The following is a 15,289-nucleotide window of genomic DNA, read 5'->3' as shown; positions in this document are numbered from 1 at the left end:
TTTAGAAGTTTGGACTCAAGTCAAATTGATTGTAGAAATCGTCTAAAATTTCAATGACTTCATTTTCGTTGTCAACAAGATGAATTAAATCAAGATCTTCCATGCTTACTGTTCTAAGCTTTTCTGCTAAAGTTGATTTAATCCAATCCATTAAACCACCCCAGAAGTCAGTCCCTACAAGAATAATGGGAAATTTATCAATTTTTCCGGTTTGTATTAGAGTTATAGCTTCAAAAAGTTCATCTAAAGTCCCAAAACCACCAGGCATTACCACAAAGCCCTGTGAATACTTAACAAACATTACTTTTCTTACAAAAAAGTAATCAAAATCCAGACTTTTATTAGAATCTATATATGGATTGTCATGCTGTTCAAATGGTAAATCGATATTGAGACCAACAGAAGTTCCGCCACCAAGATTAGCGCCCTTATTTCCAGCTTCCATGATACCAGGACCACCACCAGTGATGATACCATAACCTTGATCCACAATTTTATTGGCTACTTTTACAGCGAGTTCATAGTATTTTTCCCCAGGCTTTGTTCGGGCAGAACCAAAAATAGAAACACAAGGTCCAATTTCGCTTAGGCGTTCATACCCATACACAAATTCGCTCATGATTTTGAAAAGTGCCCAACTATCGTTTGTTTTAATTTCGTTCCAGTTTTTAGGATGTTTATCAACCATATCTTAGTTATTTTATAATTCTTTCTTTAAAAATTGAGCCGTATAGCTTTTTGTGTTTTTAACAAGTTGTTCAGGGGTTCCTTTCGCTACCAATTCTCCGCCTTTTTTTCCACCTTCATAACCGATGTCAAAGATATAATCTGCAAGTTTAATCACATCCATGTTATGTTCAATCACCAAGACTGTATTTCCTTTGTCGACCAATTTCTCAAGAACTTCCATCAAAACCCGAATGTCTTCAAAATGAAGACCTGTTGTAGGTTCATCCAAAATATAAAAAGTATTTCCTGTACTGATTTTGGAAAGTTCTGTTGCCAGTTTTATACGTTGAGCTTCGCCACCAGAAAGTGTTGTACTTTGTTGTCCTAGGGTGATGTAACCCAAACCAACATCTTTGATGGTTTTAAGTTTTCTGTGAATTTTTGGGATAGGTTCAAAAAAAGATGTGGCTTCATCTATTGTCATTTGCAACACATCGCTTATTGACTTGCCTTTATAACGGATTTCTAATGTTTCTCTGTTGAAGCGTTTGCCCATGCAGGTCTCACATTCCACATACACATCTGGTAGGAAGTTCATTTCTATGACTTTTACTCCAGCACCGCCGCAGGTCTCGCAGCGTCCGCCCTTTACATTAAAGCTGAACCTTCCAGGCTTATAACCTCTGATAAGAGCTTCTGGAGTTTTGGCAAATAAGCTGCGTATCTCACCAAACACTCCCGTATAAGTTGCAGGATTGGAGCGCGGTGTTCTCCCAATTGGAGATTGGTTAATGTCAATAACTTTATCCAGATGTTTGAGGCCTCTCACTGTTTTATGAGGAAGGGCTTCCATTTTTCCGTTAAAAAAGTGATTGTTCAAGACTGGATATAAGGTATCATTAATTAAAGTCGATTTACCACTTCCTGAAACACCTGTGACGACGATAAGTTTGCCAAGTGGAATCTTAATGGTTACATCCTTAAGATTATTTCCGGTTGCATTTAATAAATGCAAATGCTTACCGTTTCCTTTTCTTCGCTTTTTAGGAACTTCGATTTCTCGTTTTCCTGAAAGGTAATCTGCCGTGAGAGTATCGTGTTTCAAAATCGTCTTAGGATTCCCTTCACTTATGATTCTTCCTCCGTTTTTGCCTGCATGTGGACCAATATCAATCACATGATCTGCTCGTTCTATCATATCCTTATCGTGTTCCACCACTATGATGGAGTTTCCAACATCACGCAAAGCAACCAAAGAATTGATTAATTTTTCATTGTCTCTCTGGTGCAAACCAATACTAGGTTCATCCAAAATGTAAAGTACACCCACTAGCTGTGAACCTATTTGAGTAGCCAAACGAATTCTCTGAGCTTCACCCCCAGAAAGTGTTTTGGAACCTCTATTTAAATTCAGGTAATTTAGCCCAACGTCTTCCAAAAAGGAAAGTCGAGTTTTTATTTCTTTAATGATTTCTTCAGCGATTTTTTGTTCGCTTGAATTTAATCTTTGGAGTAAATCTTTAAAAAATTCTACCAGCTCATCAACATCCATGTCGACGATTTCTGCCATGTTTTTCTTATCAATCTTGTAGTAAAGCGATTCCTTTTTCAGTCGACTTCCTTCACAAGTTTCACATGGCTTTTTGTCCATATACTTCTTGGCCCAGCGCTTTAAGGCTGCGGAGGATTCTTTTTGATGAAATGTATCTTCAATAAACTTTGCAACCCCTTCAAAATTGTAACTGAAAGTTTTACTCACCTTTGAAGTCTCGCTATATTTTTTGAAACTTGCTTTTCCGCCGTGCAAAATCACTTCTACAGCTTCTTTGGGTATGTCTTCAATTGGGTCTTTTAAATCAAAATCAAAATGCTCTGCAATCGCTCGAAGCTGTTTAAAAACCCAGTTGTTTTTTTTCTCTTTGCCATGAGGCTCGATTCCACCACCTTTTATAGAGAGGCTAGGGTCTGGAATAATTCGATCTAGGTTGATCTCATAAACTTCACCAAGACCATTGCATTTTGGGCAGGCTCCTTTAGGCGAATTGAATGAAAAATTATTTGGTTCTGGGTTGGGGTAGGAGATGCCGGTAGTAGGACACATCAGGTTTCTGCTGAAGAATTTGGGCTCCTTCTTGTCGTGTTCCAAAATCATCATCACATTATCGCCCTGTTTCATAGCAGTGGCTATACTTTCAGTAAGTCTTTTACTGGTGTTGATGTCATCGTCAACTTTCAATCGATCTACTACAACTTCTATGTCGTGGATTTTGTAGCGATCCACCTTCATACCTTTTTCGATATCTCTTACCTCGCCATCTATTCTAACTTTCAGAAATCCCTGTTTGGCAATTTGCTCAAAAAGTTCTCTATAGTGTCCTTTTCTAGATCGAATTACCGGAGCTAAAATATTGACTCTTTTACCCTTGAAGTCTTCTATAATTTTATCCTGGATTTGTTCATCGGTAAAACTGACCATTTTCTCACCAGTTTTATAACTGTAGGCCGTTCCAACCCTTGCAAAAAGTAGTCTAAGGAAATCGTAAATTTCAGTAATCGTTCCTACTGTACTTCTCGGACTTTTGGAAGTGGTTTTTTGTTCTATAGCAATCACAGGGGAGAGGCCATCTATTTTGTCTACATCTGGACGTTCAAGACCACCTAAAAATTGTCTGGCGTAGGCAGAAAAGGTTTCAATGTATCTGCGTTGTCCTTCAGCGTAAATTGTATCAAAAGCAAGAGACGATTTTCCAGAACCTGAAAGACCTGTGATAACCACAAGTTTGTTTCTAGGAATATTTACGTCAATGTCTTTTAAATTATGAACTCTAGCCCCAAGGACTTCAATAAATTCTTCTTTTTTCTTCATAGCATTTTCAACGCGCGAATTTAAGTAAACAAAATGATATTATATGCTATAATACCAATTGCTTATCAATTGTTGAGAGCACAATTTATGCTACGAATGATATTTAAAATTTAAGTATTATATACTAATTCCAGCAGGAAGCAAATCTTTATACTTAAGTCTGTTTCTTCTGAAAAATTTTGCGACCTCAGGACAAGTAGGCATTACTTTAAAGCGTGTATCTTCAAAACTATCCAGAATTTTGGAAATAAATTGATTTTGAATTTCAGAGTCTTTATATTGTTCTGGCATAGTGAGCTTGGTAAGAAATATTTTTCTGTCATGTTCAGAAAATTCAACAGCTAGAAGTTCGCCGTCAATCTTGGTCTCATATTGCCTTTGAAACTCATTTTTAGTAACCTCAAAGTCTTTTTCCATATTTCAAAGATTTGTAATTTTTAAACATAAAATTAATTAACAAAACTTAGAGGTTTGTAAATTAATTTATTGATTTGCAAAGGTAAACAATAAATTTAAAACCTACTTTTGTATTTAGTTTAAGGTAAAATTATTTTCAGTGATTAACGTATATATGATGCCAGGAATGGCGGCTAATCCAAGTATATTCGAAAGAATAAATTTACCAGTAGATCAATTCAAAATAAATTGGTTGTCCTGGAAAATACCACAGAAAGATGAATCTCTATCAGCTTACTCCAAGCGAATGGTAGAAGGTATAGACAAAAATGAACCTATCGTGCTTATAGGTGTTTCCTTTGGGGGAGTTCTTGTGCAAGAAATGAGCAGGTTTGTGAGAGTGAAGCGCTTAATAATTATTTCTAGTGTAAAAACAAGGCATGAAATTCCAAAACGGATGAAAATTGCTCGAGATACAGGAGTTTATAAAGTTTTACCAACCGGCTTGCTGGATTATATCACACACATTGAAAAGCTACCCGTAGGAGATTTGATAAGAAAACGACTTAAACTTTATCAACAATATTTGTCTATAAACGATAAAGAATATTTAGATTGGGCAATCAAGGAAATGCTGTGCTGGGAACAGGATATCCCACTATCGGATATCATTCACATACATGGAGATGAAGATGCTGTGTTCCCTATTAAGAACATCAGCGAATGTATTAGCATAAAAGGAGGGACTCATATTATGGTTCTCAATAAATTCAGATGGTTTAATAAAAACTTACCAGAATTAATCACAACTGGAAAATTAAAAGCATAAAACAATAACTATGAAACTTGATACTTTTTTCAAAAAATCAATATTTACTCTGGGAATTGCCACATTTACTTTAGGTAGCTATTTCGGAATAACGAGTTTTATTTCCTCGGATGAAAATGAGAAGCTGAATCAAAACCCAGAAAAAAGTTTTGAAAATGATTATAACGTATTCGCTTTAGAGTTGCCTGAGCAAATTGATTTTGCAGGAGAAAGAACTCCATTGGAAATCAATGATGTGAAAGAACGCCTGGACAGAGAGTTACTGGTCAATACCTACTGGCAATCCAATGCATTGCTTCTTATTAAAAGATCCAATAAATATTTTCCAATTATAGAGCCAATTTTAGAAGAATATGGAGTTCCAGATGATTTCAAATATCTGGCTGTGGCAGAAAGTGGTTTGGAGCATGTAGTTTCACCAGCTGGAGCTACAGGGTTCTGGCAGATTATGAAATCAACAGCTCAGGAATATGGTTTGGAAGTCAATAGCAATGTTGACGAGCGTTACCATTTGGAAAAATCCACGCGAGTAGCATGCCAATACCTTAAAAATTCTAAAGAACGTTTTGGATCATGGACCTTGGCAGCAGCGTCTTATAATGCTGGAAACTCTGGTATTTCCAGAGAATTGAAACGACAGGAAGTAGAAGATTATTACGATTTGCTTCTGAATCCAGAGACTTCAAGATATGTGTTTAGAATTATTGCTTTGAAGCATATCTTGTCAAACGCTGAAGAATTTGGGTTTCATTATGAAGAAAAAGATCTTTACAAGGCAGAGGCTGTGAAATCAATTGAAATTGATACTGCTGTAACTGATTTTGTGAGATTTGCTGAAAAATTTGATATGAATTATAAAACTCTAAAAGCTCATAATCCATGGCTTAGAGATAAACATCTAGATAATTTTTCCAAAAAAGCTTACGAGATAAAAGTTTTAAAGTAAATCTTTCGATTTGGGATTTTTAACGACTTAGGCCTTATTATTATTGGTTAAATTGTAGGCTTTCTAAGCAGTATTTTGGGTGTTGGGGGAGGAGTTCTCATCGTTCCATTGATGGTTTTGCTTTTGGGTTTTCGCAACATCAAGCTCATGGAATAAACCTAGCAGTCCTGGCTGTAAAAGGTGAATTTGGCTGCAGCATACAATTACTGTCAAGACGAAAACCTGAACTGGAAGTATGCGTTGGTTATGGTTTTTATATTTGCTATTGGCGGCTATTGAAGATTTGAGCAGGCCATCAGTCTTGATGAGAAGCTTCTTAAACGCATTTTTGGCGTTGTATTAGTTGTTTTTGGGTTTTAAAATGATCTTTAGTGAATGATTAAAAACTCTCATATTTCTGAAGTAGCAAAATGTCTTCAGAAATATCATCATAACATGCTAGAGTTGCTACATCTACATCCACAGAAGGATGAACTTGAGTATTCTTTCTTATATTAAGAACAGTTTTGTCTCCGCTTATAGTTAAGGAAACCGGCACACCCAACTTATGCTTAAGCATTTTGATAGTTTTAGTTTCAGTATTGTAAAGCTCATTGACGTAAAGAACTCGTATATCCCGATGAAATTGTTTAGAAAATTTCATAGCGTCTTCTTTTTTATCCCAAAGGATTAGCACAAAATCCATCCAGTCCGAATTTTCTTCTACAAGCTTATCCAAAGCTTCAATCTCTCCATTACTTGGGATGCACCAGGAAGCATAACTCATCAAATAAATTGGTTTCTTAATATCATAGATGGAATTAACTTTTTGATCAAAACTATATACCTTAAAATTATCCAAAATTGTTCCTTTGAGCTTAAGATCTACAAATGAGCTAAAGTATTCTTCCGAAGCTTCAAAATTACCGCGATGAAAATCGAGAGTGGATTTTTTTTGAAAATCGCTATGATGAATTGCTAACATTTCAGAAAAAAGAATGCTGTCGAGTCTTTCCTCATTTTGAGAGAAAACCGATATAGATAAAAAGACGAACAGCGTAATTTTTCTCAATATTTGATGAATATTTGTTAAACTTTAAAATTAAGTAATTTAATTGCGAATTACTTAATCAATCTTTCGGTCTATTTAGCAATTTTTATAAAGAGTTTTCTTTTATTATATTATATTTGTTATAACCAATTGTTTTAGAAACTAATTTTATGACCAATGAAATCCAAGAAGATCAGGGAGAACTTAGGGAAGTTCTAGACAAAACACTTCATAGATTCAAAAATAATTTACAAACTCAGCTAAGTCTGATGAACATTCAAACGGCTACCAAAAGGGAGTACTTTGATGACAGAAAAGTGATTGTAGATAGAATTTTTGCGCTCACACATGTCTATGATTTATTTTACCGAAGTAATAAGGATGATACATTTTCACATGACTCTAAAGTATCAATTCAGTCATTTATGCTTCAGTTCATTCAGTATTTGAAAAGTTCAACAACAAAAATTGATTTTGAACTAATCGATATTTCAGAAGTACTTATAGATGTTGATGATTTATTACTTTTGAGCTATATCCTTGTTGAAGTTAACGATTTCAGAGAGAGTCTTGACGATACATTGTCTTTGGAAATTGATCAAAAAGACAATAAAGTTAATTTTAAATTTGCATTTTCGAGCATCCAAAATCATGAGAAATTTCATGAATTGTTTAAAAGTCAATACAAAATTTTTGACTTGATGGTTATGCAATTAAAAGGTAAATTTGATTATAGAAAGAAATTTGTAAGACTATCATTCCCAATCCTATGAAAACAAAAATACTTGTAGTTGAAGATGACAAACTTGTCTCCTTTGAAATCAAATCCATTTTAGATAACAATGGTTTTGATGTCAATATTTGTGAAAGCTATGCTTGCTGTATTAAAAATCTTGACACTTTCAAACCAGAGCTTATTCTATTGGATATTGATTTAAGTAAAAAATATGAAGGCATACAGATAGGTTCTTATTTGAACTCCAAATCCAACCTTCCTTTTATTTATATCACTGGCTATACTGATATTGAAACTTTAAAGCGGATTCAAACTACTAAGCCGGTAGGGTATTTATCTAAGCCTTTTCGCGAAATCGATATTATCAATAATATTGAATTAGCACTTTACAACAAAAAGGCAAGCCTGGATAATGTGATTAATGAAGCTGAAGTTGAAGAGGAAAGTAAATATTCTAAGCCAATTAAAAGAGCACTAGAGTATATAGACACCAATATAAATCAGGAAATTAAAACCAGTGAGTTAATAAGGGTTTCAGGCTGGAGTAAGTTTCATTTTATCAGGGAATTTGCCAAGGAAGTAGGTGTTACCCCATATCAGTACATATTTGAACAAAAAATGAATCTAGCTTCTTCCAAATTGAAAAATACGTATCAGACAGTAAAAGAAATTGCATTTGACTTGGGTTATACCTCCAATTCTAGCTTTACCAACGCATTTGTGAAACACTCAGGTTTATCTCCATCCAATTTCAGAAAAAAATATTGCAGGTAGATGAGTTTAGAAACGCTTCATTTGTTTCTTCATCATTTGGATTTGTTCATTTAGCATGCCATGCTTATCAAGAGATTTAGCTTCTTTCAGTAAGAGTTGAGCTTCTCGTTTTCTGCGTTTTGTCATAGCAATACCAGCAAGGTTTAGTTTGGCCATTGCCAAATCTTGTTTCATCGATAAACCAAGCTTTATCGCCTTTTTAAAGTACTTTTCAGCTTTGGTCATATTGGTTTGAGACAATAATAATCCATGGATGTAATTGAAGTAGCCTTGTTGTTTTTGAGTAAGGGCTGCTTCGGGATTTTTAATTTTATCAAGCCATTTTCTTGCTCCCTCAAAATCTTGCTTCCTTAATCTTAAGAATGCTAAAAGGATCATTTCGTTTTTGAAATAAAGAAAGATGAATATTCCTGAGAATAGTATTAGGGCTATACCGTTGCCAATATGGCTTTCTACAATCTGGTAAATTCCAAAAGCTATTATAAGTCCAGCAATAATTAGTTTGAAGTTCTTGTGAAACATGCTTGTTATTTTAGCTGCAAATCTAGCAAAAACAATTGAAAAAAACTTTATCACAAGCCTTGTAAAACTAAAAATGAATCGTATATTTGCACGCAGTTTTCAAAAAAATAGATAATACTTTTAAAGTCATAAAAAAATGAAAAGAACTTTTCAACCTTCCAATAAAAAGAGAAAGAATAAGCACGGTTTCAGAGAAAGAATGTCATCTGTAAACGGTCGTAAAGTTCTTAAGAGAAGAAGAGCAAAAGGAAGAAAGAAATTGAGCGTTTCTTCTGAAATGAGTCTTAGAAAACGATAACATGATATATTAAAATCATTATATAAAGGTGTTGCTTATCGCAACGCCTTTTTTTATACCCAATAGTTTCATATTAAAACTGCTTTATTATTATGCCAAAAAATAACGCCATCAAAACAATGCTTATCATAGGTTCTGGCCCTATTGTGATAGGTCAAGCTTGTGAATTTGACTATGCAGGTTCTCAATCCCTAAGATCTTTGAGAGAAGAAGGTATCAAAACCATTCTTATCAATAGTAATCCTGCAACGATTATGACAGATCCTTCTATGGCCGATCATGTCTACCTAAAACCATTGACGACCAAATCAATAATTGAAATCCTAAAAACACATCCAGAGATCGACGCTGTTTTACCAACGATGGGAGGACAAACAGCTTTGAATCTATGTATAGAAGCAGATGATAAAGGCATTTGGGAAGACTTCGGTGTTAAAATAATAGGTGTTGATATTGATGCTATAAATATAACTGAAGATAGAGAGAAGTTTAGAAAACTAATGCAAGACATCGGTGTAGGAGTAGCTCCTTCCAAAACAGTCACTTCTTTTCTACAAGGAAAGGAAGTAGCTCAGGAATTCGGCTTCCCGTTGGTGATAAGGGCATCTTTTACTCTAGGTGGGAGTGGAGCTTCCATTGTCTACAGAGAGGAGCAATTTGAAGAGTTATTGACCAGAGGTCTAGAGGCTTCACCAATTCATGAAGTTATTATTGATAAAGCACTGTTGGGGTGGAAAGAATTTGAACTTGAGTTACTGAGAGATAGAAATGATAATGTAACCATTATTTGTAGTATTGAAAACATGGATCCTATGGGGATCCACACAGGAGATTCTATAACAGTTGCACCCGCTATGACCTTGAGTGATAAAACATATCAAAAGATGAGGGACATGGCTATCAAAATGATGCGCAATATTGGGGATTTTGCTGGGGGTTGTAATGTTCAATTTGCGGTGAGTCCTGATGAAAAAGAAGATATTATTGCTATTGAAATCAATCCCAGGGTTTCTCGATCTTCGGCTTTAGCCTCTAAGGCAACTGGTTATCCTATCGCTAAAATAGCTTCCAAGTTAGCCATTGGTTATCATTTGGACGAGCTTCAGAATCAAATTACACAGACCACATCTGCATTTTTTGAACCCACTTTGGATTATGTTATCGTGAAGATTCCAAGATGGAACTTCGATAAATTTGAAGGCTCAGACAGAACTCTTGGTCTTCAAATGAAATCTGTTGGAGAAGTAATGGGAATTGGACGTTCCTTCCAGGAAGCACTTCACAAAGCTACTCAATCTCTTGAAATCAAAAGAAACGGACTTGGAGCTGATGGAAAAAGTTATACCGACTATAATCAAATTTTAAGCAAACTTGAATTTGCCAGTTGGGATAGAGTGTTTGTTATTTATGATGCTATTCAGCTAGGAATACCTCTAAGTAGAATTCATGAAATTACTAAAATTGATATGTGGTTCCTCAAGCAATATGAAGAACTCTTCAATCTAGAAAAAGAAATTTCAAAATATTCGATAGAGACTATCACCAAAGAGTTGATGCTAGAGGCTAAACAAAAAGGCTTTGCAGATCGACAAATTGCCCATATGCTAAAATGCCTGGAAAGCGAAGTTTATTCTAAGCGAGAAGAATTAAACGTCAATAGAATTTACAAACTTGTAGATACGTGTGCGGCAGAATTTGAAGCTCATACGCCATATTACTATTCTACTTTTGAAGCTGATGTAGTAAATGATAAGGAAGAAATACAAAATACAAATGAGAGCATTGTTACTGATAAGAAAAAGATTATTGTTCTCGGGTCTGGACCAAACAGAATAGGACAGGGGATTGAATTTGATTATTGCTGTGTTCATGGGGTCATGGCAGCTTCAGAATGTGGTTATGAAACCATCATGATCAATTGTAATCCTGAAACCGTTTCAACTGATTTTGATACAGCTGATAAACTTTATTTTGAACCTGTTTTTTGGGAACACATTTACGACATCATTAAGCATGAAAAACCTGAAGGTGTTATTGTTCAGTTGGGTGGGCAAACAGCATTAAAACTTGCTGAAAAGCTTAGCAGATATGGTATCAAGATTTTAGGAACGAGTTATGAATCCTTAGATCTTGCCGAAGATAGAGGTAGTTTCTCTAAACTTTTACAGGAAAACAACATTCCTTATCCAGAATTTGGGGTAGCAGAAACGGCAGACGAAGCTTTAGCATTAGCCGAAGAATTGGACTTCCCCATACTTGTAAGACCCTCTTATGTACTTGGCGGGCAAGGAATGAAAATCGTCATCAATAAAAAAGAATTAGAAGATCACGTTGTCGATTTGTTAAGGAAAATACCAAATAATAAATTGCTTTTAGATCATTATCTGGATGGAGCTATTGAAGCTGAAGCTGATGCCATCTGCGATGGTGAGGATGTTTATATCGTTGGTATTATGGAACATATTGAGCCTTGTGGGGTTCATTCCGGAGACTCCAATGCTTTACTACCTCCTTTCAATCTTGGTGATTTAGTTTTAGAGCAAATAAAAGATCATACTAGAAAAATTGCATTGGCGTTACATACAGTGGGATTGCTTAATGTTCAGTTTGCTATTAAAGATGATAATGTCTACATCATTGAAGCTAACCCAAGAGCATCAAGAACAGTTCCTTTTATAGCCAAGGCTTACAAAGAACCTTACGTTAACTACGCTACCAAAATTATGCTGGGTCATAATAAATTGAGTGATTTCAATTTCAACCCACAATTAGATGGATATGCGATCAAACAACCTGTATTCTCCTTTGACAAGTTTCACAATGTCAATAAGCAATTAGGACCAGAAATGAAAAGTACTGGAGAGAGCATTCTATTTATAGATAGTTTGAAGGATGACACTTTTTATGAACTGTATGGAAGGCGTAAAATGTATTTGAGTAAATAATATGGCTTTAATTCAGTCTATAAAAGGTGTAAAACCAAAAATACCGGACACTTGTTTTTTGGCAGAAAACTCAACAGTTGTTGGGGATGTTAAAATTGGGCAACATTGCAGTGTCTGGTATAATGCTGTGATTCGTGGTGATGTAAATTCCATAGAAATAGGAGCGGAAACCAACATACAAGATGGAGCAGTGATTCATTGTACGTATCAAAAAGCTCCTACTAAAATTGGTGACAGGGTTTCGATTGGTCATAAGGCAATTGTTCACGGCTGTGCCATCCAGGATGATGTTTTGATAGGTATGGGAGCTATTGTTATGGACCATGCTGTAATTGAAAGTGGAAGTATTGTTGCAGCAGGAGCCATTGTCACTGGAGGAACCAGGGTGGAAGCGAATTCAATTTATGCTGGAATTCCCGCTAAAAGGATCAAAACGGTTTCTGAAGAAAATTTAGAAATGATAAAACGTACTGCTAAAAATTACATGCTTTACAAAACTTGGATAGATTAGATCAATCTTAAAAATAGAAAATCCCGCTTCAAGTCATTTAAAGCGGGATTTTTTATTTTGAAAAAATGTTATTGATTTCTAAATACCAATTTACCATCAAACTGGTCGAGTAAAATGATACTGTCTGTTTTTATATTTTCAGCTAGAATTTCTTTAGAAAGCATATTCAACACTTCTTTTTGAATGGTTCTCTTCACAGGTCTGGCTCCATATTGAGGATCAAAACCTATTCTAGCTATGTAATCGATAGCTTCATCAGTTGCATCTATGGTGATACCTTGCTTCATGAGCATTCTCTTCAAATTATTGATTTGTAATCCTACAATCTCTTTGATATCGTTTTTAGAGAGAGGTGTAAACATCACTACATCATCGATTCTGTTTAAAAATTCCGGTCTCACGCTTTGTTTTAATAAGCCCAGCACTTCAATTTTAGCACTTTCCATAGCAGTTTCAATATCTTCTGAAGCATCATACTTCTCCTGAATGATATGACTACCAATATTGGAGGTCATCACGATGATTGAATTTTTAAAGTCAGCTAAACGTCCCTTATTATCGGTTAATCGACCTTCATCCAGAACCTGCAGTAAAATATTGAACGTATCTGGATGGGCTTTTTCAATTTCGTCTAATAATATCACCGAATATGGCTTTCTTCTCACAGCTTCAGTTAGTTGTCCGCCTTCTTCATACCCTACATATCCTGGAGGTGCTCCTACCAATCTACTGACTGAGTGTCTTTCCTGATATTCACTCATGTCAATTCGCGTCATAGAGCTTTCGTCATCAAACATATATTCTGCAAGTGCTTTGGCTAATTCAGTTTTACCAACACCAGTTGTCCCTAGGAATAAAAACGAACCAATAGGTCGGTTTTGATCTTGTAATCCTGCTCTGCTTCTTCGTACAGCATCGGAGACAGCCTGGATAGCTTCCCCTTGACCTACAACTCTTTGATGAAGTTCGTCTTCAAGCTTAAGAAGTTTCTCACGATCGGATTGTAACATCTTAGTGACTGGAATCCCCGTCCATTTAGCTACCACTTCAGCGATATCCTCATAATTTACCTCTTCTTTAATTAAAGTGTTTTCAGACTTCTGGGTTTCAACTTCATTTTGAAGTTCTTCCAGTTTCTCCTGAGCTTCTTTTATTTTACCATAGCGTATTTCAGCTACTTTTCCATAATCTCCTTCACGCTCAGCACGTTCAGCTTCCAGTTTAAAATCTTCGATATCAGTTTTGATCTTCTGGATATTATCAACGATATCCTTTTCATTTTTCCATCGGGCATGTAAAGTATTTCTCTCCTCTTTAAGATCTGCTAAATCTGCTCTCAAGGATTTTAATTTGGTATCATCCTTTTCCCGCTTAATCGCCTCAATTTCAATTTCCAACTGCATGACTTTACGGTCTAAGACATCGAGTTCCTCAGGCTTGGAATTGATTTCCATCCTCAATTTGGATGCCGCTTCATCCATAAGGTCAATGGCTTTATCTGGAAGAAATCTATTGGTAATGTATCGCTGTGAAAGTTCTACAGCGCCAATTATTGCTTCATCTTTAATTCTCACTTTATGGTGAGTTTCATATTTTTCCTTAATTCCTCTCAGGATCGAAATAGCACTTTCGGTATCTGGCTCATTAACGGTAACCTTTTGAAAACGTCTTTCCAGAGCTTTATCTTTTTCAAAATATTTTTGAAATTCATCCAAAGTTGTTGCTCCAATAGCTCGCAGTTCGCCTCTGGCCAAGGCAGGTTTGAGAATATTGGCAGCATCCATAGCACCTTCGCCGCCACCAGCACCAACAAGAGTATGAATTTCATCGATGAATAAAACAATATCACCATCGCTTGTGGTGACTTCTTTTATGACAGACTTAAGACGTTCTTCAAATTCACCCTTGTATTTCGCTCCGGCAATAAGCGCTCCCATATCTAAACTGTATATCTTTTTAGACTTTAAGTTTTCTGGGACATCTCCGCTTATAATTCTATGAGCTAGTCCTTCTGCAATAGCTGTTTTTCCAGTTCCAGGTTCTCCTACTAGCATAGGATTGTTCTTGGTTCTTCTGGAGAGTATTTGTAGAATTCTTCTTATTTCTTCATCCCTCCCTATAACTGGATCCAGCTTGCCTTCCTCAGCCATTTTGTTGAGGTTATTCGCGTATTTATCCAGAGAATTATAGTTTTCTTCTGCAGTTTGAGAAGTCACGCGATCTCCTTTTCTAAGTTCCTGAATAGCTGCCTCCAAGGCTTTTTCTGTGACCCCTTGATCTTTTAAGATTTGGGATATTTTGCTGTTGCTTTTGAAGATAGCCAAAATGAGATGCTCAATAGAGACATACTCATCTTTCATTTTTTTAGCAACAATACTTGCTTCATTAATAGTTTTTCCTGCTTCTCTGGATAACATGATGTCACCACCCGAAACTTTTGGGAAGCTTTCCAGGTTCTTATCCAGTATTTGCAGAAAAAGTTGAACATTCACGTTCAATTTTTTCAAAAGAAAAGGAGTTACATTTTCGTCAACCTGCGAAATAGCCTTAAATATATGCTCATTTTCTATTTGTTGATGTCCATATCCTTGAGCCAGAAGCTGGGCCTTTTGTATTGCTTCCTGTGTTTTTATTGTAAAGTTTTTAAAATCCATCTTATAAGTTTTGTTTTTGGATTTCAAACTACGTACCCAAGACTATAATTGTCATTTTGACAGTTTAATCCTGAAAAAAACACGCATAATGGCAGATTGTGATATAAATTAAA

13 protein-coding genes are annotated in these 15,289 nt (G+C 35.6%); 7 read left to right on the top strand and 6 right to left on the bottom strand.

The window, feature by feature from the left end; translation table 11 throughout:
* Position 1 precedes the first annotated feature (1 nt).
* From LB454_RS00905 to LB454_RS00895, 3 genes are all read right to left on the bottom strand, one after another.
* On the bottom strand, positions 2 to 688 hold the full coding sequence (locus LB454_RS00905; RefSeq protein ID WP_224462426.1) for an LOG family protein: 687 nt from the start codon (positions 686 to 688) through the stop codon (positions 2 to 4).
* A gap of 12 nt (positions 689 to 700) precedes the next feature.
* Positions 701 to 3,535 (bottom strand): excinuclease ABC subunit UvrA, encoded by a 2,835-nt coding sequence (gene uvrA, locus LB454_RS00900; RefSeq protein ID WP_224462425.1) that lies wholly within the window; start codon positions 3,533 to 3,535, stop codon positions 701 to 703.
* Positions 3,536 to 3,652: 117 nt separating this feature from the next.
* Complete coding sequence (locus LB454_RS00895; RefSeq protein ID WP_224462424.1) at positions 3,653 to 3,952, bottom strand: GNAT family N-acetyltransferase; 300 nt, start codon at positions 3,950 to 3,952, stop codon at positions 3,653 to 3,655.
* Between the two features lie 157 nt (positions 3,953 to 4,109).
* On the opposite strand from LB454_RS00895, the gene LB454_RS00890 reads away from it, so the two are divergent.
* Both LB454_RS00890 and LB454_RS00885 read left to right on the top strand, forming a co-directional pair.
* Positions 4,110 to 4,760, top strand: coding sequence for an alpha/beta hydrolase (locus tag LB454_RS00890; protein WP_224463852.1), 651 nt, complete (start codon positions 4,110 to 4,112; stop codon positions 4,758 to 4,760).
* A 10-nt stretch (positions 4,761 to 4,770) separates the two neighbouring features.
* A complete protein-coding gene (locus tag LB454_RS00885) occupies positions 4,771 to 5,706 on the top strand; it encodes a lytic transglycosylase domain-containing protein (protein WP_224462423.1) in 936 nt (311 codons plus the stop codon).
* 379 nt (positions 5,707 to 6,085) lie between these two features.
* Here LB454_RS00885 and LB454_RS00880 read toward each other — a convergent pair whose 3' ends face one another.
* Positions 6,086 to 6,757 (bottom strand): TlpA family protein disulfide reductase, encoded by a 672-nt coding sequence (locus tag LB454_RS00880; RefSeq protein WP_224462422.1) that lies wholly within the window; start codon positions 6,755 to 6,757, stop codon positions 6,086 to 6,088.
* Positions 6,758 to 6,906: 149 nt separating this feature from the next.
* Between LB454_RS00880 and LB454_RS00875 the strand changes: the two genes are divergently transcribed.
* Positions 6,907 to 7,509 carry a histidine kinase dimerization/phosphoacceptor domain -containing protein gene (locus tag LB454_RS00875; protein WP_224462421.1) on the top strand — a complete coding sequence of 201 codons (603 nt, stop codon included), beginning with the start codon at positions 6,907 to 6,909 and terminating at the stop codon, positions 7,507 to 7,509.
* Complete coding sequence (locus tag LB454_RS00870; RefSeq protein WP_224462420.1) at positions 7,506 to 8,246, top strand: response regulator transcription factor; 741 nt, start codon at positions 7,506 to 7,508, stop codon at positions 8,244 to 8,246. The genes LB454_RS00875 and LB454_RS00870 overlap by 4 nt, the downstream gene beginning before the upstream one ends.
* 6 nt (positions 8,247 to 8,252) lie before the next feature.
* Here the strand turns inward: LB454_RS00870 and LB454_RS00865 are convergent, their stop codons facing one another.
* The gene (locus LB454_RS00865) at positions 8,253 to 8,768 is read right to left on the bottom strand and encodes a DUF2892 domain-containing protein (protein WP_224462419.1); all 516 of its coding nucleotides are present in this window, start codon (positions 8,766 to 8,768) and stop codon (positions 8,253 to 8,255) included.
* 136 nt (positions 8,769 to 8,904) lie between these two features.
* Here LB454_RS00865 and rpmH point away from each other — a divergent pair, with 136 nt between their 5' ends.
* From rpmH to LB454_RS00850, 3 genes are all read left to right on the top strand, one after another.
* Positions 8,905 to 9,066, top strand: a complete 162-nt coding sequence (gene rpmH, locus LB454_RS00860) for a 50S ribosomal protein L34 (RefSeq protein WP_003438882.1) — start codon at positions 8,905 to 8,907, stop codon at positions 9,064 to 9,066.
* 92 nt (positions 9,067 to 9,158) lie between these two features.
* Positions 9,159 to 12,011 carry a carbamoyl-phosphate synthase large subunit gene (gene carB / locus LB454_RS00855; RefSeq protein WP_224462418.1) on the top strand — a complete coding sequence of 951 codons (2,853 nt, stop codon included), beginning with the start codon at positions 9,159 to 9,161 and terminating at the stop codon, positions 12,009 to 12,011.
* Between the two features lies 1 nt (position 12,012).
* Entirely contained in the window at positions 12,013 to 12,522 is a 510-nt protein-coding gene (locus LB454_RS00850) for a gamma carbonic anhydrase family protein (RefSeq protein WP_224462417.1), read from the top strand.
* 68 nt (positions 12,523 to 12,590) lie between these two features.
* Here LB454_RS00850 and clpB read toward each other — a convergent pair whose 3' ends face one another.
* The gene (gene clpB / locus LB454_RS00845) at positions 12,591 to 15,176 is read right to left on the bottom strand and encodes an ATP-dependent chaperone ClpB (protein ID WP_224462416.1); all 2,586 of its coding nucleotides are present in this window, start codon (positions 15,174 to 15,176) and stop codon (positions 12,591 to 12,593) included.
* Positions 15,177 to 15,289: the final 113 nt, after the last annotated feature.

Source organism: Psychroflexus montanilacus (assembly GCF_020164535.1).
GTDB lineage: Bacteria > Bacteroidota > Bacteroidia > Flavobacteriales > Flavobacteriaceae > Psychroflexus > Psychroflexus montanilacus.
The sequence above is the reverse complement of the archived record's forward strand: the minus strand, read 5'-3'. Positions and strand labels throughout refer to the sequence as shown.